Raw genomic sequence first — 25,082 nt, 5'->3', positions numbered from 1 at the left:
CGGTCTCGTTACAGTGACTCCACTCACTTCCAGCACACGCAACTTATCGATAGCCACGGATACACCCGTTCCTGAAGGGATGGACAGATGTCCACACCGCAGTACCGGAAGGTCGCGGCCCTGGCGCTCGCGACCGGCCTGGGGCTCAGCAGCCTGGTGGGCTGCTCCACGAAGAGCGACGACGACTCCGGGACCGACGCCGCCGGCAAGACCACGATCACCGTCGACTGCCAGCCCGTCGGCGCGCAGAAGGAGCTGCTGGCCAACTGGAACGCGGATGTCGCGGCGTTCGAGAAGGACAACCCCGACATCACCATCAAGAGCGTCAGCGTCGGCGAGCAGTGCAACAACCCGCCGGACTTCACCGCCCGCCTGGCCGGCGGCACGATGACCGACGTCTTCTACGGCTACATGACCGACCTGTCGCAGGTGCTGGACTCCGGTCAGGCCATGGAGATCACCTCGCTGGCGAACAAGGACACCATCCCCACCTGGGACAGCGTCGACCCCGCGCTCAAGGAGGTCTTCACCGACGGCGGCAAGCTGTACGCCGTACCGGTCAAGAACTACTCGATGGGCCTGGTCTACAACAAGGCGCTGTTCAAGAAGGCGGGTCTCGACCCGGCGGCTCCGCCCAAGACGTGGGCCGAGGTCCGTACGGCGGCCAAGAAGATCTCCGCCCTCGGCGGCGGCATCGCCGGCTTCTCCGAGTACAGCGCCGGCAACACCGGCGGCTGGCACTTCACCGCCGAGATCTACTCGCAGGGCGGCCAGGTTCTCAGCGAGGACGGCAAGAAGGCCGACTTCAACAACGCCCAGGGCAAGCAGGTCCTGCAGAACCTCAAGGACATGCGGTACGGCGACAACAGCATGGGCAGCCGCCAGCTGCTGCAGTGGGGCGACCTGCTGACCAACGCCGGCGCCGGCAAGGTCGGCATGTTCATCGGCGCGCCCGACGCCACCCAGGCCATCGTCAGCCAGTTCCAGGGCAAGTACGAGGACTGGGCGATGGGCCCGATGCCCGGCCAGGACGGCCCGGCCAAGGCGACCCTCGGCGGTGGCGAGGGCTACTTCTTCAAGAAGGGCCTCACCGACGACCAGGTCAAGGCCGGTCTGAAGTGGCTCGCGTACCAGAAGCTCACCCCGGGCAAGGGCCAGTTCGACTACGCGCGGGCCAAGCCGCAGAACTACCCGGTCGGCCTGCCCCAGCCGCTGCTGTTCACCAACGGCAGCGACGCCCAGAAGCAGGAGCTCGACCTGCGCAAGGCCAACGCGAACCTCGACACGGCCAACTTCGCGCCGTTCGAGCAGAACCCGGTTCCGATCAAGGGTGAGCCGCGCAACGCGCAGGCCATCTACGCGGTGCTCGACTCGGCGATGTCGGGTGTGCTGACCAACCCGAACGCCAACATCGACGAGCTGCTCAAGACGGCCGAGACCAAGGTCAACCAGCTCCAGGCCGCCGGTAGCTGATTCACCCGGGCGCGGGGGTCGAGAGGCCCCCGCGCCGGTACAAAGGAGTCCCCTTGACGATCGTTGCGCCGCAGATCACGAAGCAGCCCGCCGCGCCCGCGCCCATCCAGAGGACCAAACGAGGCCGCAAACTCCGAGACAACCTCACCGGCCACGCCTTCCTGATCGGGGCGGTCGTCTGCTTCGCCCTCTTCATGTGGTTCCCGATGATCCGCGGCGTCGTGATGAGCTTCCAGCGCACCCGCCGCGGCGAGACGACCTGGGTCGGCTGGGACAACTACACCCGGATCATCGCCGACCCCAGCTTCTGGATCGCCTGGAAGAACACCTTCGTCTTCACCCTGCTGGCGCTGGTCCTGGGCTATCTGCTGCCGTTCTTCGTGGCGATCCTGCTCAACGAGTTCCGGCACTTCAAGGGATACCTGCGGGTCCTGGTCTACCTGCCGGTGATGCTGCCGCCGGCCTCCGCGCTCTTCCTGTTCAAGTACTACGCGTACGACCCGAGCGAAGCCGGCCTGTTCAACGCGATCCTCAAGTTCCTCCACCTGCCCACGTCCGAGTGGATGCAGTCGCCCGGCATGACCATCCCGGCCATGGTCATCGCCTCGACCTGGATGAACATGGGCGGCGCGGTGCTGATCTATCTCGCCTCCCTGCAGAACATTCCGGGCGAGTTGTACGAGGCCGCGGAGCTGGACGGGGCGGGCATCGCGCGCCGCATCTGGAACGTGACGATCCCGCAGACCCGGCTCATCCTGGCCCTGCTGGCGATGCTGCAGATCGTTGCCACCATGCAGCTGTTCATCGAGCCGCTGATCCTGGCCAACGGCGCCGGCACGCAGGACTCGGCGACCTCGGTGGCCTACCTGATCTACCAGCACGGCTTCTTCCAGAACGATCTCAACGGCGCCGCGGCGCTCGGCGTGATCATGCTGCTGGTGCTGGGCGCCTTCAGCGCGGTCTACGTGCGACTGACCACGAAACAGGACTGACGATGACCCGTACCCTCATCTCGCAGGCGCAGCTCCGGCGCGGTCGCGGCCGGTTGATCTACTGGGCGGTCCTGGCCGTCGTGGTCCTCGGGTTCACCCTGGTCTTCCTCGGGCCGCTGTACTGGATGGTCACCGGCGCCTTCAAGTCCGGTCAGGAGATCGCGCAGACGCCGCCGACGTTGTGGCCGCGCGATCCCGAGGTGCGGAACTACGCCGACGCCTGGAACAACCTCGAGCTGGCCAAGCTCATGTTCAACACCTTCTACTACGCGGCCGGGGCGGTCTTCTTCCAGCTCGTGTTCGACACCGCCGCCGCGTACGCCCTGTCGAAGCTGCGTCCCGCGTTCGGCAACGTCATCCTGGCCGCGATGCTGGCCACGCTGATGATCCCGGCCATGGTCCTGATCGTCCCGCAGTACGTGACGGCGATCGACCTGCCGATCATCCACGTCAACCTGCTCGACTCGCCGTGGGCGATCTGGTTGCCGCTGGTCGCCAACGCGTTCAACATCTTCCTGCTCAAGCGGTTCTTCGACTCGATCCCCGAGGACCTAATCGCCGCCGCCCAGGTCGACGGCGCGTCGCCGCTGCGCACCCTGTGGTCGATCATCCTGCCGATGTCGCGGCCCATCCTGGGCGTGGTGTCGATCTTCGCGGTGACCGCGGTCTGGAAGGACTTCCTCTGGCCCAAGCTGGTCATGCCGTCACCGGAGACGCGCACGCTCAGCGTCGGCATCTACGCCTTCGCCGGCGGCACCCCGCAGAACGTGGTGATCGCCGCCTCGGTCATCGCCGCGATCCCGACCGTGATCATCTTCCTGATCTTCCAGCGCAACATCATGTCCGGTTTGACCACCGGTAGCCTCAAGGGCTGAAAATCCACGTAAAACGGGCGGTTTGGAAAAAACCGTCAGCCTCAGCGTGCACAGAAAGCGGGCAAAAGTGTCTCACCAAGATTCCCAGTGGTGGCGCGACGCGGTGATCTATCAGGTCTATCCGCGCAGCTACGCCGACGCGGACGGCGACGGTGTGGGCGACATCGCCGGCATCCGCGCCCACCTGGGACACCTGGCCGACCTGGGCGTCGACGCGATCTGGATGAGCCCCTGGTACCCGTCGCCGATGGCCGACGCCGGCTACGACGTGGCCGACTTCCGCGACATCGACCCCGCCTTCGGCACGCTGGCCGAGGCCGAAGCGCTCGTCGAGGAGGCGCACGCGGCCGGCATCCGGATGATCGTCGACATCGTGCCGAACCACGTCTCGAGCGAACACCCCTGGTTCAAGGCGGCGCTGGCCTCGCCCGGCGCCCCGGAGCGCGACTACTTCTGGTTCCGTCCGGGGCGGGGGCCGAACGGCGATCAGATGCCCACCGACTGGGTCGGCGAGTTCGGCGGCACGACCTGGACCCGCGTCCCCGACGGCCAGTGGTACCTGCACCTGTTCGCCCCGCAGCAGGTCGACCTCAACTGGGACCACCCGGACGTGCGGGCCGAGTTCGAGAGCATTCTGCGGTTCTGGTTCGACCGTGGCGTCGACGGCATCCGCATCGATTCCGCGGCCCTTCTTCTCAAGGACAAGAGCCTTCCCGAGGTACGCGACGGCGAGCCCCACCCGTTCCACGACCTCGACGGCGTGCACGACGTCTACCGGTCCTGGCGCCGCGTCGCCGACGAGTACGGCGGCGACCGCGCCCTGATCGGCGAGGTGTGGATGCCGGAGGTCGAGCGGTTCGCCAACTACCTGCGCCCCGACGAGCTGCACGCCGCGTTCAACTTCGACTTTCTCGGCTGCGCCTGGGATCCGGCCCTCATGCGCGAGTGCGTCGACCGCACCCTGCACGCCCACGAGGCGATCGGCGCCCCCGCCACCTGGGTGCTGTCCAATCACGACGTCACCCGGCACGTGACCCGGTACGGACGCCAGGACACCACCTTCAGCTTCGACAACAACCTCGACGGCACCCCGGTCGACCTCGAGCTGGGCACCCGCCGGGCCCGGGCGGCCGCCCTGCTGTCCCTTTCGCTGCCCGGCGCCACCTACATCTACCAGGGCGAGGAGCTCGGCCTCTGGGAGAACGAGAACATCCCGCCCGAGCAGTTCCAGGACCCGATGTGGGGCCGGCGCGGACACAGCCGTGACGGCTGCCGGGTCCCGCTGCCCTGGTCGGGCGACACCGAGCCGTTCGGTTTCACCACCGGTACCCCGTGGCTTCCCCAGCCCGCCGAGTGGAAGGACCGGACCGTCCAGGCGCAGACCGGCGACCCGAGCTCGATGCTGGAGCTCTACCGGTCGGCGATCGCCCGGCGCCGCACCGAGACCGGCCTGCACCAGCCGGCCATGACCTGGCTCGAGGCGGGCGACGACGTGCTCGCCTACACCCGCGGCGACAGGTTCGCCTGCGTCGTCAACATGTCCGGCGCCCCGATCGCCCTGCCGGACCACGAGACCCTTCTGCTCGCCAGTGGCCCTCTCGACGGTGACCGCCTCCCCCCGGATACCGCCGTCTGGCTGCGCCTGCGCTAATCCCCGGCGGTCGGCCGCCGGGGGGATCCACCCCCCTCGGCGGCCACCGGCGAGCAGAAGAAGGGGGCCTTTCACGGATGAAAGGTTCGCTCCCGAGATGAAGAAACGGCTCCTGGCCGCCTTAGCGGCGGCCGGCCTCGTCGTCACCGTCCTCATCGCACCTTCCCCCGCCAACGCCGCCGGTCTCAACCTGGCCGCCGGCAAGACCTTCAGCGCCAGCAGCTACACCGACGTCTACCCGGCGGGCAACGCCGGCGACGGCAACGCCAGCTCGTACTGGGAGAGCAACAACAACGCCTTCCCGCAGTGGCTCCAGGTCGACCTCGGCACGGCCGTCCAGGTCAACCAGGCCGTGCTCAAGCTGCCCCCGGCGGCCGCCTGGGCGACCCGTACCCAGACCCTGACCGTCCAGGGCAGCACCGACGGTTCCTCGTTCAGCACGCTGAAGGCCAGTGCCGGCTACACCTTCAACCCGGCCACCGGCAACACCGTGACCATCGACTTCACCGCGGCCGCGGCCCGCTTCGTCCGGCTCGCCATCACCGGCAACACCGGCTGGTCGGCCGGTCAGATCTCCGAGCTCGAGGTGTACGGGCCGGTGTCCGGTACCGACACGCAGGCGCCGTCCGCGCCGGGCAACCTCGCCTACACGTCCCCGGCCGCCGACCAGATCCGGCTCACCTGGGGCGCGTCGTCCGACAACGTCGGCGTCACCGGCTACGACGTGTACGCCAACGGCGTGCTGCGCACCAGCGTCGCCGGCAACGTCCTGACCTACACCGACACCCAGCCGGCCGGCGCGACCGTCTCGTATCAGGTGCGGGCCAAGGACGCGGCGGGCAACGTGTCGGCCGCCAGCAACACGGTGACCCGCAACGGCACGTCCACGCCGGGCGGCAACCTGGCCCTGGGCAAGCCGATCGAGGCGTCCTCGGTCGTGCACACGTTCGTGGCCACCAACGCCAACGACGACAACACCGCCACCTACTGGGAGGGCAGCGCCTACCCGGCCACGCTGACGGTCAAGCTCGGCGCGAACGCGGCCGTCTCGTCGGTGGTGGTCAAGCTCAACCCGGACAGCTCGTGGGGCACCCGGCAGCAGACGTTCGCCGTCCTCGGGCGCGAGCAGAGCTCGTCGTCGTACACGACGATCGTGGGCCCGGCCTCGTACACCTTCAATCCCGCCTCCGGCAACAGCGTGACCATCCCGGTCAGCGCGACCACCGCCGATCTGCGTCTCTCCTTCACCGCCAACACCGGCGCGCCGAGCGGCCAGGTCGCCGAGCTCCAGGTCATCGGCACCGCGGCGCCGAACCCGGACCTCACGGTCACGGCCACCTCGGCCTCGCCCGCCTCCCCGGTCGAGACCGACGCGGTCACCCTGTCGGCGACCGTGCGCAACGCGGGCACGGTCTCCAGCGGAGCCACCAACGTCAACTTCTACCTGGGTACGGCCAAGGTCGGCACCGCCACCGTGGGCGCCCTCGCGGGCGGCGCGTCGGCGACCGTCACGGCGTCGATCGGCGCCCGCGACGCCGGTACGTACCAGATCGTCGCCAAGGTCGACGAGGCCAACACCGTCTTCGAGACCAACGAGGCCAACAACTCGGCCACCGGATCGCTGACCGTCACGCCGGTCAGCAGCTCGGACCTGGTCGCCTCGGCGGTCTCCTGGTCGCCGGGCAACCCGACGGCCGGGCAGACGACCACCTTCTCGGTGACCCTCAAGAACCAGGGTTCGGCGGCCTCGGCCGGCGGCGCCCACGGTGTCACCGTCACGATCCTGAACGGCTCGTCCGTGGTGAAGACCCTCACCGGATCGTGGAGCGGCACCCTCGCGGCCGGCGCGTCCTCGCCGGCGATCAACCTCGGCACGTGGACCGCGGTGAACGGGCGCTACACCGTCCGTACCGTCATCGCCAACGACGGCAACGAGCTGCCGGTCAAGCAGGCCAACAACACCAGCGAGAAGTCGTTCTTCGTCGGTCGCGGCGCCAACATGCCCTACGACTACTACGAGGCCGAGGACGGCCAGACCGGTGGCGGCGCGGCGGTCGTCGGCCCCAACCGGACCGTCGGCGACCTCGCCGGTGAGGCGTCGGGCCGCAAGGCCGTGACCCTCAACCAGACCGGGTCGTACGTGCAATGGACCACCCGCGCGGCCACCAACACGATCGTCGCCCGGTTCTCCATCCCGGACGGCACCACCAGCTCGGTAAACGTCTACGTGAACGGCACGCTCAACAAGACGCTGCCGCTGACCTCCAAGTACGCCTGGCTCTACGGCAACGAGACCGCGCCGCAGAACTCCGGCACCGGCCCGCGGCACATCTACGACGAGGCCAACACCCTGCTCACCGGCTCGTTCCCGGCCGGCAGCACGATCAAGCTGCAGAAGGACTCGGGCAACAGCGGGAACATCGCGATCGACTTCATCAACCTGGAACAGGTCGCGCCCAAGGCCAACCCGGACGCCGCCAAGTACGTGGTGCCGGCCGGCTTCGACCAGCAGTCGGTGCAGAACGCCCTGGACGCCGCCCGCCAGGACTCGTCGAAGCTCGGCGTCTACCTGCCGGCCGGTGACTACCAGACCTCCAACAAGTTCCAGGTGTACGGCAAGTCGGTCCGCGTGGTCGGGGCCGGACCCTGGTACACCCGCTTCTCCACGCCGTCCACGCAGTCCGAGACCGACGCCGGCTTCCGGGCCGACAGCACGGCCAACGGGTCGACGTTCGCCGACTTCGCGTTCTTCGGCAACTACACGATCCGGATCGACGGGCCGGGCAAGGTCTTCGACTTCGCCAACACGGCCAACATCACCATCGACAACATCTGGACCGAGCACGTGGTGTGCCTCTACTGGGGCGCCAACACCGACAACATGGTCATCAAGAACTCCCGGATCCGGAACACGTTCGCCGACGGCGTCAACATGACCAACGGCAGCACCGGCAACCTGGTCGACAACAACGAGGCCCGGGCCACCGGCGACGACAGCTTCGCGCTGTTCTCGGCCATCGACGCCGGCGGCGCCGACGAGATCAACAACGTGTACTCGAACCTCACGTCGATCCTGACGTGGCGCGCGGCCGGCATCGCGGTCTACGGCGGCTACGCCAACACGTTCAAGAACATCTACATCGCCGACACCCTGGTCTACTCGGGCATCACGATCAGCTCGCTCGACTTCGGCTACCCGATGAACGGGTTCGGGGCCAACCCGCCGACGGTCTTCGACAACATCTCGATCGTCCGGGCCGGCGGCCACTTCTGGGGCGCGCAGGTCTTCCCGGCCATCTGGGTGTTCAGCGCGTCGAAGGTCTTCCAGGGCATCCGGGTCTCGAACGTCGACATCGTCGACCCCACGTACTCGGGAATCATGTTCCAGACCAACTACGTGGGCGGCCAGCCGCAGAACATCGTGCAGGACACCGTCTTCACCAACGTCACCATCAGCGGCGCCCAGCGCAGCGGTGACGCCTACGACGCCAAGTCCGGGTACGGCATCTGGGCCAACCCGATGCCCGAGGCCGGCCAGGGCCCGGCGGTCGGCTCGGCCACCTTCACCAACCTGCAGTTGAGCAACAACTACCGGGACATCGAGAACCCCACCAGCACCTTCACCATCATCCGGAACTGACCCTCTCCCTGTGGGGCCCGCGATCCGTCCCCCGCGGGCCCCATTCCGGCGGTTTGATGCGTATGTTCGGGTTGTGGAGCGAATCGACCTGCCGGACGGGCGCACGATGGAATACCTCGTCGAGGGGCCGACCGGCGGGCTGCCGCTGGTCTTCCACCACGGCACGCCGTCGGGGGCGGTGCGCTACGAGCCGGTCTTCGCCTCGGCGGTCCGGCACGGCCTGCGGATCATCATGCCGAGCCGGGCCGGGTACGCCGGGTCGACGCCGCACCCGGGCCGCCGGGTGGCCGACGTCGCGGCCGACGTGGCCGCGCTGCTCGACGGGCTCGAGGCGGCCCACTTCGTCACCATCGGCTGGTCCGGGGGCGGTCCCCACGCGCTGGCCTGCGCGGCCCGGCTGCCGGGCCGGTGCCTGGGCGCGGCCCTGATCGCCGGCGTGGCGCCCTACCGGGCGCCGGGGCTCGACTGGCTGGCCGGCATGGGCGAGGAGAACATCGCCGAGTTCGGGGCGGCCGCTCAGGGCGTACCGCAATTGGATCAGCTTTTGACCCGGATGGCCGAAGGCCTGGCCCGGGTGACCGGCGCCGACGTGGCCGAGGCGTTCGGCGACCTGCTGTCCGGCGTCGACAAACAAGCGCTGACCGGCGAGTTCGCCGACTACCTGGCCGAGTCGTCGCGCTACGCGGTCTCGGCCGGCGTCGCCGGCTGGCGCGAGGACGACCTGGCCTTCCTGGCCGACTGGGGCTTCAAGGTCGAGGACGTCAAGGTCCCGGTCGCCGTCTGGCAGGGCGCCGAGGACCGCATGGTCCCACCGGCACACGGCCAGTGGCTGGCCACCCACGTTCCCGGCGCCGAGGCTCACCTCCTGCCCGCCGAGGGCCACCTCTCCCTACTGGCCGGCATCGACGCCGTGGTCGAGAGCCTGCTCGCCCACAGCAACTCCTGACCCCGGCTCCCGGACGGCCACCCGGCCGCCGTAGAGGTAACGGCCGCCGTCGAGAAATGTGAGCGTCGAGTGATCGCCGTCCACCGGCTCGGCGGTGATGAAGGTGTCCCCACCGAGACCGACGTACCTCTCGGTGGTCGTGCCCTCGCCGAGCTGCGCGGCCAGCCCGCGAGGGGTGGACGTCACGTCGAAGCCGTCGTCGGTGGCCACCACGTCGTACGTGGCGAGCGGGAAGCGGTAGCGGCCGGCGAACCGCTCCGGACCGGGCCGCGGCGGCGTGGCCGGGGGCACCGGCCGGGCCGGGATCCGCAGGCCGGTGAGCTCATGGACGATCCGGTCGAGCACCTCGTCGAAGAGGCCGCGGTAGGAGGCGCTGTTGGCGCAGATCGCGACGACCAGATCGTGGTCGGGGACGACCCGCCACTGGGTGGCCTGGCCCATGGTGTCGCCGTCGTGGCCGATCGCCGTCGTGCCGTCCCAGTCGTACAGGACGGGGCCGAGCCCTCGATGCCGGGCGCCCCGCTCGGGGACGCCGGGCAGGTCGAGCTGCGCGGTGGTCATCGCCGCCGGCCCGCCGTCGAGGAACATCCGCCCGAACCGGACCAGCTCCCGGGGCGCGGCGCAGGGCGAGGCGCCGGCCGGCCCGATCGACCGGGGCAGTTGCCAGCGTGGGGTCACCGCGCCCCCGATGTGACCGGCCGCGGCACGGAAGAGGATCGCCTCCTCGGGGAAGAGCGCCACGTGACGCAGGCCCCGGGGCTCGAGAAGGCGGTCACGCAGCACGGATTCCCAGGTTCCGCCGCGTAACCGGGCGACCATCGCCCCGAGCACGCTGAAACCGGAGTTGCAGTACGAGTACAGCGCGCCCGGCGAGGCGATCTGTTCCGCGTTCTCGCCGAGATGGGCCAGGTAGCGGCCGAGCGCGTCGTCACCGCGACCGGTGTCCTCGAAGAGATCGCCCTCGAAGCCGCCGGTGTGCAGAAGCAGCTGCCGCACGGTGACGGTCGCGGTGGCCGCGGGGTCGACCACGGCGAACTCCGGAAGGTAGCGCCGCACCGGCTGGTCGAGATCGACGAGCCCGTCCTCGACCAGCTGCATCACCAGAACAGCGGTCCACACCTTGGTGACGGACCCGATCTGAAAGACGGTGTCCGGCGTGGTGGCCACGCCGGTGTCCACATTGACCACGCCGGTGGCCGCCTCGAACAGCTCACCCCGGTGACCGACGGCCACCGCCACGCCGGGAACGGCGTGCCGCTCGGCCGCTTCGGCGATCCATCCGTGGAGATCCATCCGCCTACCTCACCAGAGATCGAGCTGTCCGTCGACCTCGTCGGTGACCCGGGCCGGAAGCTGCCACAGCCGCAGAACGCCGCTGCGCCAGCCAGCCGACCTCGCGGATGAAGGTCACGCGCCGCGACGGCGGGACCTCGGCCTCGGCTACGGCGAGAGGGCGCACCGCGGCACATCAGCGCGGACGCCCTCCGGCGTGGGGGCGGTCAGACCTCGACCGGGGACAGCTCGGGCAGCACCTCCGGCTCCCGCTTCTGTTCGGTGGCGGCCGGACGGGCCGTCGGGACCAGCAGGGCGACCAGGAAGGCGGCCGCGGCGACGACGGCCAGGATCAGGAAGGACGTCGTGTAGCCGGACTCGGCGGGCAGGCCGGCCGGGCCGGGGTGGCTGGTGACGATGGAGCTGACGACCGCCGTGCCGATGGAGGCGCCGATGGTGCGGATGTTGGTGTTCATGCCGCTGGCGGCGCCGGTCTGGTGGCGGGGGACGGCCTGGACGATCAGGTTGATCATCGAGGAGTAGACCAGGCCGAGGGCGACGCCGAAGACCGCGCCGGCGATCGACAGGGACCAGCGGTCGCCGTGCTCGAGGGCGAAGGACAGGGCGGCCAGGGCGCCCAGGGCCGAGCCGATCAGCAGCTGGACCTTGCCGCTGAGCCAGCGGGTCAGCGGGCCGCTGAGCGAGCCGAAGACGGCCATCATGACCAGCATCGGCAGCATGATCAGGCCGGCCTCGGTGACCGAGGCGCCGAAGCCGTAGCCGGACGCCTTCGGCACCTGCACGAGCTGGGGCAGGAAGGCGAAGACGCCGAACATGGCGGCGCCGAACAGCAGAGCGACCAGGTTGGTGGTCCAGACCGCGGGCAGGCGCATCATCCGCATGTCGATCAGCGGGTTGGCCGAGCGGACCTCGGCCAGCAGCCACGCCGCGAACAGCACGACCGCGGCGGCGAGCAGGCCCAGCGTCGTGCCGGAGGTCCAGCCCCAGCTGGTGGCCTTGCTCAGCGGCAGCAGCAGGGCGACCAGCCAGGCCGAGAGCAGGGCGGCGCCGAGCCAGTTGACCTTGCCGGGGGTGCGTACCGGTGACGGCGGCACAAGGCGCCAGGCGGCGACGCCGACCACTGTCACGACGGCCATCGGGATCCAGAACAGCCAGCGCCAGTCCAGCGCGCCGACGATCGGGCCGGCCAGGACGATGCCGAGGCCGCTGCCGGTGGCGATGACGGCCGCGAGGACGCCGACGGCCGAGGAGACTCGCTCGGCCGGGAACTCGTCGCGGATGATGCCGAACGAGACCGGGAAGACGGCACCGCCGAGGCCCTGCAGGACGCGGGCCACGATCAGGACCGTGATGTTCGGGGCGATCGCGGCGACCAGGCAGCCGACGGCGATCGCGGCCAGCGCGACCAGCAGCGTGCGGTCCTTGCCGAGCATGTCGGCGACGCGGCCCATGAGCGGGGTGGCCACCGAGGCGGACAGCAGCCAGGCGGTGAGCACCCAGGTGACCGTGCCGGCGGACGTGTGCAGGTCCTGCTGGATCGTCGGCAGAACCGGCGTCACCAGCGACTGCATGAGCGAGAAGGCCGCCGCCGCGGCGGCCAGCACCGCGAAGGTCGTTCGCGGTTTGCTCTGATAAAGTCGAGGCATGCCTCCAGATTAGCGGAGGCAGGCCTCCGGTTAGCAATGACCGGAGGGTGTGAGGAGGGTCTCCATGACTGACGTGCCTGTGGCGGTGCGCCGGCCGCAGCGTGCGGACGCGCGGCGCAACTTCGACGCGCTGCTCGCCGCCGCGCGCGACGCGTTCGCCGAGAACGGCACCGACGCGTCGCTGGAGGACATCGCCCGCCGGGCCGGAGTGGGCATCGGCACGCTCTACCGGAACTTCCCGACGCGGCAGGACCTGTTCGAGGCGGTCTACGTCGAGGAGATCGACCAGCTGCGCCAGGTCGCGGAGAAGGTGGCGGCGCTGCCGCCCTGGCAGGCGCTGAGCGCCTGGATGGAGCAATTCGTCCGGTACGCCGTGACGAAGCGCGCCGTCATCGAGGCGCTCAACCGCGAATCGGAGATGTTCCGCTCCTGCCGCGCCACCATGTACGCGGCCGGGGAACCGCTGTTCACCCGAGCCCAGGAGGCCGGTGAGGTCCGCCCGGACGCCAGCTTCGACGACGTCCTGCGCATGATCTCCGGCCTGACCGGCGGCGCCTTCGTCGACGACGCCCAGCGCGACCGGGTGTTCGGTTTCGCGCTGAGCGGCATCAGAACCTAGAGGCGTACGGCCTCGCCGCTACGGGCGCTGCGCCGGGCCGCGTCGAGGACGGCCATCGTCCGTACGGCGTCCTCGGGGTCGACCGGAACCTGACCCACACCCCGGATCGCCGCGGCGAAGGCCGGGTAGTACGTGTCCCAGCGGCCGCGCTCGGTCGGCACCGCCGTGCCCTCGTCGCCGCGGAAGACCTTGCCGTCCAGCGGCTCGACGCCCCACTCGTCGCCCAGCTCGGCCGGGGACTTGCCGGCCTTGAGCAGATCCTCCTGGATGTCGATGCGGCCGTCGAAGCCGGTGATGAAGGCGCCGGTGGTGCCCACGACCCGGAAACGCGGGCCCGGCGCGGGCTGACGCCAGCTGCCCCACAGATGCGACTCGACGCCGTTCACGTGGTGCAGTGCCACGAACATGTCGTCGTCGAGCTCCCCGCTGCCGCGCATCTCGGCGTACACCCGAACCGCCGGGCCATGCAGCAGCAGAGCCTGATCGACGAGGTGGGAGCCGAAGTCCATGAGGGTGCCGCCGCCGGCCGCGCCGACCTGGCGCTGCGGCTGCCAGCGCTCGAAGCGCGACTCGAACCGCCGGATCTGCCCGAGCTGCCCGTCGGCGATGAGCCGGCGCAGCGTCAGCAGATCGGAGTCCCAGCGCCGGTTCTGGTAGACGCTGAGCTTCACACCCTTCTCGGCCGCCGCGTCGACGACCTCCCGCGCGGCCCCGGCGTCCAGCGCGAACGGCTTGTCGACCACGACGTTCAGCCCGTGCGAGATCGCCTCGAGGGCGAGCGCCGCGTGCGTGCCGACCGGCGTCGAGATGGTGACCCCTTCGGCGCCCGCCGCCGCGATGTCGGCGATCGAGTCGAACGCCGCCGCCTCGGGATGCTGCTTGCCCAGCTCGGCCCGCCGCTCCTCGTTGGTGGTGACCACGCCGAGGAATTCGATGTTCCCCGCGGAGGCGATCAGCGGAGCGTGAAAGATCCGCCCTCCCGAGCCATACCCGACAAGCCCGAACCGCACCGCGTCACTCATACCCGAAAGCCTGCCACACCGCCCTCCGCCCTCTGTCCGCGGTCCGTTCGGCCCTGCCTTGACCTCTTACTAGTCGTATGACATCGTGTCCTGCGACAAGGAATTGGTGGTAGTCGTCGCATCGGCGGGGCTTGACATGGCACGCTTACGAGAGCATCCGCCGAGAGGTGAGGCGGTCCGATGAGCGTGGCCATGCTGGAACACCCCGATCCGTGGAGTGAGGACGAGTACTTCGCGCTCGGTGAGACCACGAACCGGATCGAGCTGATCGATGGGAGCCTGTGGGTGAGCCCCGCGCCTAGCAAGCGCCGTCAGCACATTGCGCTCCTGCTCGCGATGGGCCTCTACGCCGCGGCCGAGCGCGTTGGCCTCCTCGTTTTGCAGGACGTCAATCTGCGCCTCGTCAGCGGGCGCATCCTTCAACCCGACATCGTCGTGGCCGATACCGACGATGCCGGAGGAACGGTCGAGGCGGCCGAGGCCAGGCTCGTCGTCGAAGTGGTGTCTCCGGGCAACGCGGGGACCGATCGGTTGCTCAAGCCGCAGCTGTACGCCGCGGCGGGAATCGGTTGGTATCTCCGGGTGGAGCAGCCGGACGACTCGGTCGAGCTGCGGCTCGAGCGGCTGGCCGGCGCGCATTACGTGCCGGCCATGGTCGCCGGCCCCGGTCAGGCGCTCGTCTGTGAGGAGCCGTTCCCGTTCGAGCTGGAAATAGCTTCTCTGCTGGAGCGATGCCGGCCCGGTTAGGTCGCTGCGACGGCTTGAGTGCAGTGCGTGATCTGTCCTGTCGGATGAGTGACCGGGGCTCGATGGCGAAGCGTTTCATGCGTCAACATTTGCCGCATGAAGCAGATGGAGCGCACCCCCTGGGCCGACCTCGACGGCCAGCCTCGCGAGCTGACCGCGATGCTGCTGGCCGCGCTCGAGGCGATGGGCCGCCACCCGGAGATCCGGCGGGTCCGTCGTACGGCCCGGGAGGCTCTGCGCCCCGAGACGGGCTGGCGGCTGCTCGACGCCGGGTGTGGGGCCGGCGACGTGGCGCGCCGGCTGGCCGGTGAGACCGGCGGCGAGGTTGTCGCCCTGGACGTGTCGGCCGCGACCATCGCCGCCGCCGTCGAGCGCCACGACGGCAGCGCCGTGCGGTACGCCGTGGGTGACCTCGCCTCGATCGACCTGCCGGCCGGCAGCGTCGACGGCGTCTGGTGCGAGCGGGTGCTGCAACACGTCGACGACGCCGACGTGGTCATCGCCGAGCTGATCCGGGTCACCCGGCCCGGCGGCCGCGTCTGCCTGATCGACACCGACTGGACCTCGCTGGCCTTCGACGGGGTGCCGCCCGCGCTGGCCCGCACGGTCGTCGACGACATGCACGGGAGGCTCACGCCCCGGCGGGCCGACATGGGCCGTACGCTGCGCCGCCGCCTGGTCGGCAAGGGCCTGCGCGACGTGACCGCCACCCCGGTGACCTGCCTGTTCCCCGATCCGGCGTCGGCCGCTGTGGTGCTGCCGATGCTCAATCCCGGTGTGCCCGAGGATGCCTGGACGACGCCTCCGGGCGTACGGCAGAAGTGGTTCTCGCATGTCGAGGCGGCCGGCGCCCGCGGTGATTTCCTGGCCGTGCTGACGATCTGGGTGGTGACCGGAGCCGTCTAGGAGGCTTGGCGCCAGAACTGTTTCTTCTTGACGTCGCGCACCACGATGCCGAGCCGGCCCAGCTCCTCGCGAAGATCGCGCAGCTCGTCGTCGTCGCCCGACTTCAGGGCCTTCTGCCGCTCGGCCAGGATCGCGTCGGCCGCGGGCGGCAGGCCGGGCAGGCCGGGGACCCAACGGCGATAGGCAGTGAGGTACGGGTCCTCGTCGGCCCACGGCACGCCGTGCTCGGTGAAGGCGGCCCGCAGCCGGTCCTTCGACCAGAGAAAAGGCTCCCGCGCCAGCTCGGAGCCGGTGCGCCCGAGCAGGACCAGCTTGTCGCGGTCGGGGAAGACCACCGCGATGTCGGCCCGCGGCACGACCCGCCGGTGGCCGGGCCGGGTCAGTGTCACCTCGGCCGCCGACACCCGCACCTTCAGCGACTCGGCGTCGACCAGCGCGGCCAGCACCAGACCGAGGACCACGCCCAGGGCCGGCGTGACGTATGTCGTCACCACCTCGGGCAGCTCCTCGATCAGTCCGAACGGCCCCGGCAGCCACTCGACGCCGCCCAGCAGGACGACCAGCTCGGCCAGGCCGAAGCCGAGCGCGGGAACCACGGTCCACACCAGGGTGCGGAGCCACCACGGGGTGGGCACAGTCGTCGTCACGCCGTCAGTCTGCGTGTCAGGTGAACCCCGGGATACCGACCGAGGGCGACGCGACGTAGACCAAAGTCGACTGCCCCCGTTCGCGCGCCGCCGGTAGCGTCGGTGCGGTGATGCGCCGCCCGCTCGTGGAGCTGACTCTGGCCGCCGTCGCGGTCGCGCTCGGCGTCTTCTTCGCGGTCAACTCGGTCGGCGAGGGCGACGGCGCCCCGGTCCAGCTCGAGGCCGTGACCGGCGTGCTCGCGGTGAGCGGCCTGGTCCTGTTCCGCCGCGGCCGCCCGGTCGCCCTGACGCTCGGGCTGATCCCGCTCGCGATCTACTTCGCCGCGCCGATGGGCGCCCTGCCGATCGCGCTGTTCAGCGTCGCCCTGCACCGTCGCGGGCAGGTCACGGTCGCCTTGGCCGCGCTGCACGCCGTGTCGGTCGCCGTCGTCTACGGGCTGGCGCTCGGCCTCACCCGAGTCTTCTACGAGAGCGTCACCTTCATCGTGCTGCTCAACGTCAGCCTGGTCGCGATCGGCATGCTCATCCGGTCGCACCGGCAGTTGGTCGCCTCGTGGGCCGAGCGGGCCCGGCAGGCCGAGGAGGGCCAGCGGCTCCGCGTCGAGCAGGCCCGCTCGGCCGAGCGGGAGCGCATCGCCCGCGAGATGCACGACGTCCTGGCCCATCGCATCTCGCTGCTCGCGGTCCACGCCGGGGCTTTGGAGGTACGGCGGGACGCGTCACCCGAGGAACAGCGGGCCGCGGGCACGATCCGCCAGTCGGCCCACGACGCTCTGGAGGACCTGCGCACCGTGATCGGCATGCTGCGGACGCCGGGCGAGGACCGGCCGCAGCCGACCCTGGGCGACGTGCCGGCGCTGGTCGAGCAGTCCCGCGAGGCCGGGGCCGAGGTCGACCTGCGGTTCGACGGCGCCGACGGGGTGCCCGAGCAGGTGGGGCGCAGCGCCTACCGGATCGTGCAGGAGGCGCTGACGAACGCCCGCAAGCACGCGCCGGGCGCGCCCATCGAGGTCACGATCAGCCGCACGGCCGAGCCCGGCCTCATCGTCGAGGTGGGCAATCCGCTGGCCGCGAGCGGGAGCCTGATACCGGGCGCCGGGGCCGGGCTGACCGGGCTGCGCGAGCGGGTGCAGCTGGTCGGCGGCCGGCTGGAGCACGGGCCGACCCCGGGTGGCGAGTTCCACCTCAAGGCCTGGTTACCGTGTCCGGCGTGATCCGGGTACTGCTGGTCGACGACGACGCCCTCGTCCGGGCCGGGCTGAGGATGATGCTGGCCGCCTTCGACGACATCGAGGTGGTGGGTGAGGCCGTGGACGGCACCGAGGTGGCGTCCTCGGTGAACACGCACCAGCCGGACGTCGTGCTGATGGACATCCGGATGCCGGGCCTGGACGGCCTGACCGCCACCGAGTCGCTGCGGCAGCGCCGCGACGCCCCCGAGGTGATCGTGCTGACCACCTTCGACACCGACGACCACGTGCTCCGGGCCCTGCGCGCCGGCGCCGGGGGTTTCCTGCTCAAACACACCCCACCCCAGCAGATCGCCGAGGCCGTACGCCGGGTGGCCGCGGGCGAGCCGATGATGTCGCCCGAGGTCCTGCGGAAGATGATCGGGCTGGTCGCGGGCGCGCCGGCCGACCCGCGGCGGCAGCGGGCCCGGGCCGCCCTCGCGCGGCTGAGCGCCGGCGAGAGCGACGTCGCCCGGCTGGTCGCCGAGGGCCGCACCAACCAGGAGATCGCCTCCGAGCTCCTGATGAGCACGGCCACCGTCAAGGCGTACGTCTCACGCATCTTCACGAAGTTGTCCTGCACGAACCGCGTGCAGATCGCGCTGGTCGTGCACGACGCCGCGGATCAGTAGCCGGTGGGAACCATCCGCGACAGCAGCTGCTCCAGAGGAACGCTGGCGAAGCCGATGCGGACGTCGCTCGCGCCGTACGGAAGCCAGAAGTTGCCGTCGTGGACCAGGCCGCCGCACGAGTAGACGACGTTGGGCACGTAGCCCTCGCGCTCGATCTCGTCCGGGTCGATCAGGCCCTCGGGCAGGTCGGCGATGACCCGCGCCGGGTTCTCCAGGTCGAGCAGCATGGCGCCGATCGCGTAGCGGCGCATCGGGCCGACGCCGTGGGTCAGCACCAGCCAGCCCTCGCTCGTCTCGATCGGTGAGCCGCAGTTGCCGACCTGGATCAGGTCCCAGCCCCGGTGCGGCACCAGCAGCGGCTCGGCCGCCTGCCAGCGGTGCTGGTCGTCGCGGACGGCCAGGCCCAGCGTCTCGCCGTCGGAGCGGCACAGCGCCATCTTGCGCCCGCCGATGTAGCGCGGGAACAGGGCCATGCCCTTGTTGCGGGCGGCCGGGCCGTGCAGCCGGGTCACCTCGAAGTGCCGCAGGTCGCGCGAGAAGATCACCCGGCCCGAGATCTGCCGTCCGTCGTACGCGGTGTACGTGCCCTGGTAGACGTGCCGGCCGTCCGGGTCGAGGACGCGGACGAAGCGGGCGTCCTCCATGCCGTTGCTCTCGGCCGGGGTGGCCGGCCACAGCACCCGCTGGTGCAGCGGCACGGCCGGCGGGAACTGCACCGCGTACTCGTCGGTGACGATGTGCCGGATCCGGTCGATCGTCTCCTGCGACGTGGGCCGGGCCAGCAGCTCGCCCGGCACGTGGCCGATGACGTCCTCGAAGTCCTGGTCGGTGTAGCGCTCGGGCAGGGCGCAGACCACGTACGCGGCGGCCTCGTGGTCGATGCCGGCGTCGATCAGCGCGGCCTCGAGCTGGTTGCGCCAGTGCTGGGCGCCGACCCGGTGGCCGATCATCAGGGGACCGTCGCGGTCCTCCATCCGGATGCGGTCGCCGGGGCCGAGCACGGCCGAGCAGAAGCCGATCGACGAGATGTGCCCCTCGCCGATCTGCCGCAGGCTGATCGCGACCCGCAGCTCGCCCGGGTCGATACCGGTCTGGTCGGGGTGCGGCACCATCGACGGGTTGCACAGCGCCGCCGCCTCGACCGCGAACTCGTGGCTGAAGTACGCGCCGATCAGCGTCCGGGCGGTGGGGGAGAGGTCGAGCCCGTTGGGCACCCGGTGCTGGACGAGCTCGTAGTGGTGACCGAAGACGCCGAGCAGGTCGTGGTGCCGGCCGGCGAAGCGGGTCAGCACGTCGTCGAGCAGCCGGGCGATCTCGGTCTCGTCGAGTTGCAGGATGCGCTCGATGAGGCTCTGGGTGCGGTTCTTCACGCCCTGGGCGTCCTCGCCGGGCACGAACAGCTTGATCACGACGCGCCGGCCGTCCGGCTCCATCACGATGTCGTGGCGGGTGATCACGCTCTGAGGGTTCATGACTGCGGTCATGCTAGGCCGCCTGACGGTCGGGTCGCGCTCCTGCTCACCAGATTGCGGGCGTGCTGCAGCGTGGAGACGAGCGCGAGGGTTGATTCGGCTCCTTGGTTCACATTAGGACCTTCTACCGTCAATCCGTCATAACATCCGCCGGTTAGGGGGTCGTACATGACGGTTTGTGAGTCGTTGTCCCCGAGAAACCAGGCAATCGCCCGGAAGAGCTGCTCGTCCCAGCGGTCGTCGCCGGTGACCGCCGCCGCCGTGGCGCAGGCGTCCGCCGTGGCCGCCGCCTCGATCGGCTGCTGGTCGAAGCGGTGCTTGGGTACGCCGGGCCGCCACCCGCCGACCGGCACCGTGGACAGGTGCCCGTCGTTGTCCTGCTGCCGGCACAGCCAGGCCAGCATCTTCAGGCCGGCCCGCAGCAGCGGCTCGTCGCCGAGCAGATCGCCGGCCGCGATCAGCACCTCGGCCAGGGCCGGGTTGGCGTAGGTCAGCTCCGGCTCGGGCCAGAACCAGTCGGGAGCGGCGGCCGCCGGCAGCCCGATGACCGTGGCCGCGTCGGCCAGCAGCTGGGCCGCCTCGGTGTCGCGCGGGTCGGCGCGCAGCACCTCGGCCGCGCCCAGGGCCGCGTACGCCATGGCCCGCGACCAGGGCGAGCGCTGCCGCAGGCCCAGCCGGAACGCGGTCATGGCCTCCCGGCGGATCCACGGCACGCTCGAGCGGGCGGCGGCGGTGCCCAGGCCCCACATCGCGCGGCCCCACCAGTCGCCGGTCGACGGCTCGTCGGTCCAGCGGCGGTCGTACGCCATGCGGTTGCGGAACGCGCCGTCCGGGCCCTGCGCGTGCGTGAGGAACGCCAGGTAGCGTTCGGCCAGGCCGACCAGTTGCCCGGTCGGGCGGGGTTCCCGGCTGATCAGCAGGAGGCCGCGGGAGACGTCGTCCACGCAGTAGCCGTGCTCGCGCCGGACGACCGCGTGCCGGGCGTGCTCGAGCAGGCCGGTGTCGTCGGAGAGCCGGGCGACGTGATTCCAGTCGGGCGGGGGTGCGTCGGCGAGCTGAATCGGCGGCGGTACCAGCCGGAGCCCGATCGTCATGCCGGAACCGGCGCGGCGAGCGCGGGCAGCAGGCGGCCGGCCAGGGCCTGGTATCGGGCCGCGACCGCGGGCCAGCGCAGGGTCGGCCCGCCGGCCAGGCCGGTGAGCCGGCCCGGCATGCGGGGTTCGGCCAGCGCGCGGCGGATCGCCACCGCCATCGCCTCCGGGTCCTGGTGGGGTACGAGCAGCCCGGGCCCGTCGGCCAGCAGCTCCACCGCGTGCGGGAACTCGGTCGCCACGACCGGGATCTCGGCCCCGACCGCCTCGATGAGCACGCCCGAGGTGACCTGCTCGGTCGAGTCGTACGGCAGGAGCACGACGTCGGCCGAGCGGATCAACCGGGTCAGGTCGGCCTCCTCCAGGTAGGCGTCGGCCCAGACGATATGGTCGGCCACCCCGAGCGAGGCGGCGAGTTCCTTGAGCGAGTCGCGGTAGACGTCGCCGAACTGCTCCAGCACCTTGGGATGGGTGCGCCCGGCCACCGTGTAGACCGGCTTCGGCTCGAGGTCGCCCAGCCGGGCCAGGGCGCGGATGGCCCACTCGATGCCCTTGCCCGGGCCGAGCAGGCCCCAGGTGAGCAGGTGTGGCCGGTCGTGGTCCTCGCGCGGGGTGCCGGCCCGGCTGCCGGCGCCGTGCGGGATCACCGAGATCTTGCGCGGGTCCACGTCGTACCCGCCGCTCAGCCGCTGCCGCGCGGTGTCGGTCATGGTGACCAGCGCGTCGGCCGTGGCGCCGATCCTTTCGAGGACCCGGCGCTGGAGCGGGTCGGGGTTGCTGAGCACCGTGTGCAGCACGACGATCGACGGGATCCGCAGGGCGCGCAGAAGCGGCAGCACCTCGTCTCCGGCGTCGCCGGGATAGATCCCGTACTCGTGCTGGATGATCGCCACGTCGAAGCGGTTGAGCGCGTTGGCGGCGGCCTGCCAGCCGCCCGGGGTGCCGGTGTGCCAGGTGTGCACGACGCGCGGCGCGGCACGGTCGAGTTCGATGCCGCCGCTCATGCTGTCGCCGGCGAGCAGCCGGACGACGCCGGAGGTGCCACCGGTGTTCAGATGAGTGGCCAAGGCGGCATTGAAGGTCGCCAAACCGCATTGGGTAGGCGGGTAGGTGCTCAAAAAGCCGAACTTCGCGGGCATGGCAGGCCTTTCAGGAAATACACCCGATTAACGCCAAATTCACATTTCGACGTTAACATTCAGCCGACGATCTTGCGGTAAATGGTCAGATAGTCCTCGACCATCCGGCCGGCCGAGAAGCGCTGCCGCGCCCGTTTCGCGCACGCGGCGCGGTCCAGCTCATCGATTTGCCCCACTCTGGCGACCGCTTCGTCCACGTTATCGACCAGATGTCCGGTCACCCCTTCGTCGACGACCTCGGGCATGGACCCTCTCCGGTACGCGATGACGGGCGTCCCGCATGCCATCGACTCCACCACCGAGAGACCGAACGGCTCGGCGAACCGAATCGGATGAAGAAGCGCCAGCCCGGAACCGAGGATGGCGCCCCGCTCGTCCGGGCCGACCGAGCCCCGATAGACCACTCGGTCGCCGTCGATACGCGGCTCCACCTTCTCTTCGAAAAAGCGCCGATCCTGCACGATTCCGCACATGATCAGCCGCCGGCCCGCCCGCTCGGCGATGTCGAGGGCCAGATCGGTGCCCTTGTCCGGGTGGATGCGCCCGAACAGGATCAGGTCCTCGCCGCCCGGCGTGTGTTCCGGCAGCCCGTCCAGGTCGATGCCGTGGTGCACGGTGGCCACGTAGTCGAGGTCGGGGGAGCGGTCGCTGTCCGAGATCGCGACGAAGTGCGACCGCGCCCGCCGGTACGCCGGCAGGATGTTCGCTCCGGAGAAGCCGTGGATCGTGGTGACCATCGGGGCCGCGCAGTGCTGCGAGAAGGCCAGCGGCAGCCAGTCCAGGTGGTTGTGCACCAGATCGAACTCGCCCGAGCGGGCCAGCGCGTGCCCCACGTGCAGGGCCTCCCAGACGCGCCCGTCGAGCTCCGCGTTCTCCTCGTAACCGCTCGGCGCGACGCCGTCGAGGGAGGCCTTGGTGATCGAGTCGAGGCTGGCGAACAGGGTCACGTCGACGCCGCGGGCCACCAGCCCCTCGGTGATCAGGCTGGTGATCAGTTCCCAGGGCCCGTAGTGCAGCGGCGGCGTACGCCAGGCGATCGGCCCCAGCATGGCGACCTTCACGACAAAAGCCGCTTTCGGGTAGTTAACACGTGCTTAGTATGCCGACGGGTTTGAGCCCGCGTTCTCGTGTTAGACAACTCGCATGACGGATCTTTGGTGGAAGAGCGCGGTCGTGTACCAGATCTACCCGCGCAGCTTCGCCGACGCCGACGGCGACGGCATGGGCGACCTGCGCGGCATCATCGAGCACCTGGACCATCTGGCCGGGCTCGGCGTCGACGTGCTCTGGCTCTCGCCGATCTATCCGTCCCCGCAGGACGACAACGGCTACGACATCAGCGACTACCAGAACATCGAGCCGATCTTCGGCACCCTGGAGATCTTCGACGAGCTGCTGGCCGGCGTCCACGCCCGCGGCATGAAGCTGATCATGGACTTGGTGGTGAACCACAGCTCCGACGAACACCCCTGGTTCGCCGACTCCCGCTCCTCGCTCTCCAGCGACAAACGCGACTGGTACTGGTGGCGGCCGGCCCGCGAGGGCATGGAACCCGGCACCCCCGGCGCCGAGCCGACCAACTGGGGATCGGCGTTCGGCGGCTCCGCCTGGGAGTACGACGAGAAGACCGGCGAGTACTACCTGCACCTGTTCTCGAAGAAGCAGCCCGACCTCAACTGGGAGAACGACGAGGTCCGGTCGGCCGTCTACGACATGATGAACTGGTGGCTCGACCGGGGCGTCGACGGCTTCCGGATGGACGTCATCAACATGATCTCCAAGGACGTCTCGCTGCCCGACGGCCGCCTCACGGCCGGTTCCTCGTACGGGGACGGCTCACCGGCGTACATCAATGGTCCTCGCATTCATGAGTTCCTCCAGGAGATGCACGCGAAGGTCTTCGCCGGCCGCGACGCCATGCTGACCGTCGGCGAGATGCCCGGCGTGACAGTGGACGAGGCCAAACTGTTCACCGACCCGGCGCGCGGCGAGGTCGACATGGTCTTCCAGTTCGACCACGTGTGGGCCGACCGCGGCGACGACCCCTGGCAGCTCGTCCCGCTCCAGCTCACCAAGCTCAAAGCCATCTTCAACCGCTGGCAGGCGGGCCTGGCCGAGGTGGGCTGGAACAGCCTGTACTGGAACAACCACGACCAGCCCCGGGCGGTCTCCCGGTACGGCGACGACAGCCCCCAGTTCCGGGTGGCGTCGGCCAAGATGATCGGCACGGTGCTGCACCTGCACCGCGGAACGCCCTACGTCTACCAGGGCGAAGAGCTGGGCATGACCAACTATCCCTTCCGTACGATCGCCGACTTCCGCGACATCGAGGCGCTGGGCCACTACGCGCAGGCGGTCGACCGTGAGGGCCGGACACCCGAAGAGGTGCTGACCGTGCTGCGGGCCCGGGGCCGGGACAACGCCCGTACGCCCATGCAGTGGAACTCCTCGGCGAACGCCGGCTTCACAACGGGAACGCCGTGGCTGGCGGCGAACCCGAACTACCCGGAGATCAACGCGGCGGCCCAGCACGACGACCCGGACTCGGTCTACCACTACTACCGCCGGCTGATCGAGCTGCGCCACAACGAGCCGGCCGTGGTCGACGGCGACTTCACCATGCTGCTGCCGAACGACGAGCGGCTGTACGCCTTCACCCGCCGCCTGGGTTCCACCGAGCTCCTGGTCATCGGCAACTTCTCCGGCGACTCGGTGACAGCGGACATCGACGGCTGGTCCGACGCCGAACTGGTACTGACCAACCTGCCGGCCCCGTCCGGCCTGACCCTGGCCCCCTGGCAGTCCGTGATCTACCGCCGAACCGTGTAGCGCCGACGCCGATTCACCGAGCCGCAGTTCCGCCCGTAGCGCGGGACTGCGGCCGCCTTTCGAACCCGGATGGCGGCAGCCTGTCGCGGTGCGCGCCGGTGTCCGATACTGGTTCGCGCCGCCGGTTGCCGGTGGCTTGCCTGGTGTGGATGGCCGAGCGGGCGGCCGTGCCGGTGGGTGCTCGGCTACTGGCCGAGGACCGCGAGTCGAAGTTGCACTATGCCGGACCTCTT

The 25,082-nt window shown here is 70.2% G+C and carries 20 protein-coding genes; 12 read left to right on the top strand and 8 right to left on the bottom strand.

All coding sequences use genetic code 11. The annotated features are described in order from the left end of the window. Positions 1-87: 87 nt before the first annotated feature. The 6 genes from AB0C26_RS03060 (at position 88) to AB0C26_RS03035 (ending at position 9,577) form a co-directional block, all read left to right on the top strand. A complete protein-coding gene (locus AB0C26_RS03060) occupies positions 88-1,473 on the top strand; it encodes a sugar ABC transporter substrate-binding protein (RefSeq protein ID WP_360240599.1) in 1,386 nt (461 codons plus the stop codon). Positions 1,474-1,526: 53 nt separating this feature from the next. Continuing rightward, a complete protein-coding gene (locus AB0C26_RS03055) occupies positions 1,527-2,465 on the top strand; it encodes a sugar ABC transporter permease (protein ID WP_360240596.1) in 939 nt (312 codons plus the stop codon). A gap of 2 nt (positions 2,466-2,467) precedes the next feature. Beyond that, entirely contained in the window at positions 2,468-3,340 is an 873-nt protein-coding gene (locus tag AB0C26_RS03050) for a carbohydrate ABC transporter permease (RefSeq protein ID WP_360240593.1), read from the top strand. 67 nt (positions 3,341-3,407) lie between these two features. Continuing rightward, the gene (locus AB0C26_RS03045) at positions 3,408-4,991 is read left to right on the top strand and encodes an alpha-amylase family glycosyl hydrolase (protein WP_360240590.1); all 1,584 of its coding nucleotides are present in this window, start codon (positions 3,408-3,410) and stop codon (positions 4,989-4,991) included. A 97-nt stretch (positions 4,992-5,088) separates the two neighbouring features. Then, on the top strand, positions 5,089-8,631 hold the full coding sequence (locus AB0C26_RS03040; RefSeq protein WP_360240587.1) for a discoidin domain-containing protein: 3,543 nt from the start codon (positions 5,089-5,091) through the stop codon (positions 8,629-8,631). Between the two features lie 73 nt (positions 8,632-8,704). Continuing rightward, on the top strand, positions 8,705-9,577 hold the full coding sequence (locus AB0C26_RS03035; protein ID WP_360240584.1) for an alpha/beta hydrolase: 873 nt from the start codon (positions 8,705-8,707) through the stop codon (positions 9,575-9,577). Here AB0C26_RS03035 and AB0C26_RS03030 read toward each other — a convergent pair. Continuing rightward, positions 9,521-10,870, bottom strand: coding sequence for a serine hydrolase domain-containing protein (locus tag AB0C26_RS03030; protein ID WP_360240581.1), 1,350 nt, complete (start codon positions 10,868-10,870; stop codon positions 9,521-9,523). The genes AB0C26_RS03035 and AB0C26_RS03030 overlap by 57 nt on opposite strands. Before the next feature lie 206 nt (positions 10,871-11,076). After that, positions 11,077-12,516, bottom strand: coding sequence for an MFS transporter (locus AB0C26_RS03025; RefSeq protein ID WP_360240578.1), 1,440 nt, complete (start codon positions 12,514-12,516; stop codon positions 11,077-11,079). A 64-nt stretch (positions 12,517-12,580) separates the two neighbouring features. On the opposite strand from AB0C26_RS03025, the gene AB0C26_RS03020 reads away from it, so the two are divergent. After that, positions 12,581-13,135 (top strand): TetR/AcrR family transcriptional regulator, encoded by a 555-nt coding sequence (locus AB0C26_RS03020; RefSeq protein WP_360240575.1) that lies wholly within the window; start codon positions 12,581-12,583, stop codon positions 13,133-13,135. On the opposite strand, the gene AB0C26_RS03015 is transcribed toward AB0C26_RS03020, so the two are convergent. Continuing rightward, on the bottom strand, positions 13,132-14,157 hold the full coding sequence (locus tag AB0C26_RS03015; RefSeq protein WP_360240572.1) for a Gfo/Idh/MocA family oxidoreductase: 1,026 nt from the start codon (positions 14,155-14,157) through the stop codon (positions 13,132-13,134). The genes AB0C26_RS03020 and AB0C26_RS03015 overlap by 4 nt on opposite strands. Before the next feature lie 180 nt (positions 14,158-14,337). On the opposite strand from AB0C26_RS03015, the gene AB0C26_RS03010 reads away from it, so the two are divergent. Further along, a complete protein-coding gene (locus AB0C26_RS03010; RefSeq protein ID WP_360240569.1) occupies positions 14,338-14,904 on the top strand; it encodes a Uma2 family endonuclease in 567 nt (188 codons plus the stop codon). Between the two features lie 96 nt (positions 14,905-15,000). Further along, positions 15,001-15,810 carry a methyltransferase domain-containing protein gene (locus AB0C26_RS03005; RefSeq protein ID WP_360240566.1) on the top strand — a complete coding sequence of 270 codons (810 nt, stop codon included), beginning with the start codon at positions 15,001-15,003 and terminating at the stop codon, positions 15,808-15,810. Here AB0C26_RS03005 and AB0C26_RS03000 read toward each other — a convergent pair. Next, complete coding sequence (locus AB0C26_RS03000; RefSeq protein WP_360240563.1) at positions 15,807-16,457, bottom strand: hypothetical protein; 651 nt, start codon at positions 16,455-16,457, stop codon at positions 15,807-15,809. The two genes, AB0C26_RS03005 and AB0C26_RS03000, sit on opposite strands and share 4 nt — an antisense overlap. Positions 16,458-16,567: 110 nt before the next feature. Between AB0C26_RS03000 and AB0C26_RS02995 the strand changes: the two genes are divergently transcribed. Both AB0C26_RS02995 and AB0C26_RS02990 read left to right on the top strand, forming a co-directional pair. Continuing rightward, positions 16,568-17,671: a histidine kinase gene (locus tag AB0C26_RS02995; protein WP_360243485.1), complete on the top strand. Its 1,104-nt coding sequence runs from the start codon at positions 16,568-16,570 to the stop codon at positions 17,669-17,671. Beyond that, the gene (locus tag AB0C26_RS02990) at positions 17,650-18,318 is read left to right on the top strand and encodes a response regulator transcription factor (RefSeq protein ID WP_360243482.1); all 669 of its coding nucleotides are present in this window, start codon (positions 17,650-17,652) and stop codon (positions 18,316-18,318) included. The genes AB0C26_RS02995 and AB0C26_RS02990 overlap by 22 nt, the downstream gene beginning before the upstream one ends. Here AB0C26_RS02990 and AB0C26_RS02985 read toward each other — a convergent pair. Genes AB0C26_RS02985 through AB0C26_RS02970 form a run of 4 tightly spaced genes read right to left on the bottom strand, consistent with a single transcriptional unit; the run spans position 18,312 to position 23,069 of the window. Next, positions 18,312-19,790, bottom strand: a complete 1,479-nt coding sequence (locus AB0C26_RS02985) for a glycoside hydrolase family 130 protein (RefSeq protein WP_360240560.1) — start codon at positions 19,788-19,790, stop codon at positions 18,312-18,314. The two genes, AB0C26_RS02990 and AB0C26_RS02985, sit on opposite strands and share 7 nt — an antisense overlap. Positions 19,791-19,798: 8 nt before the next feature. Next, positions 19,799-20,884 carry a glycosyltransferase gene (locus AB0C26_RS02980; protein WP_360240557.1) on the bottom strand — a complete coding sequence of 362 codons (1,086 nt, stop codon included), beginning with the start codon at positions 20,882-20,884 and terminating at the stop codon, positions 19,799-19,801. Continuing rightward, complete coding sequence (locus AB0C26_RS02975; RefSeq protein WP_360240554.1) at positions 20,881-22,020, bottom strand: glycosyltransferase; 1,140 nt, start codon at positions 22,018-22,020, stop codon at positions 20,881-20,883. Before AB0C26_RS02975 ends, AB0C26_RS02980 begins: the two co-directional genes overlap by 4 nt. Positions 22,021-22,079: 59 nt before the next feature. Continuing rightward, positions 22,080-23,069 carry a glycosyltransferase family 4 protein gene (locus AB0C26_RS02970; protein WP_360240551.1) on the bottom strand — a complete coding sequence of 330 codons (990 nt, stop codon included), beginning with the start codon at positions 23,067-23,069 and terminating at the stop codon, positions 22,080-22,082. Positions 23,070-23,163: 94 nt separating this feature from the next. On the opposite strand from AB0C26_RS02970, the gene AB0C26_RS02965 reads away from it, so the two are divergent. Continuing rightward, complete coding sequence (locus tag AB0C26_RS02965; protein ID WP_360240548.1) at positions 23,164-24,849, top strand: alpha-glucosidase; 1,686 nt, start codon at positions 23,164-23,166, stop codon at positions 24,847-24,849. The last annotated feature ends 233 nt before the right edge of the window (positions 24,850-25,082 follow it).

Source organism: Actinoplanes sp. NPDC048796 (genome assembly GCF_040650035.1).
Taxonomy (GTDB): domain Bacteria; phylum Actinomycetota; class Actinomycetes; order Mycobacteriales; family Micromonosporaceae; genus Actinoplanes.
Note: the sequence above shows the minus strand (reverse complement) of the source record. Positions and strands in the feature narration are given on the sequence as shown.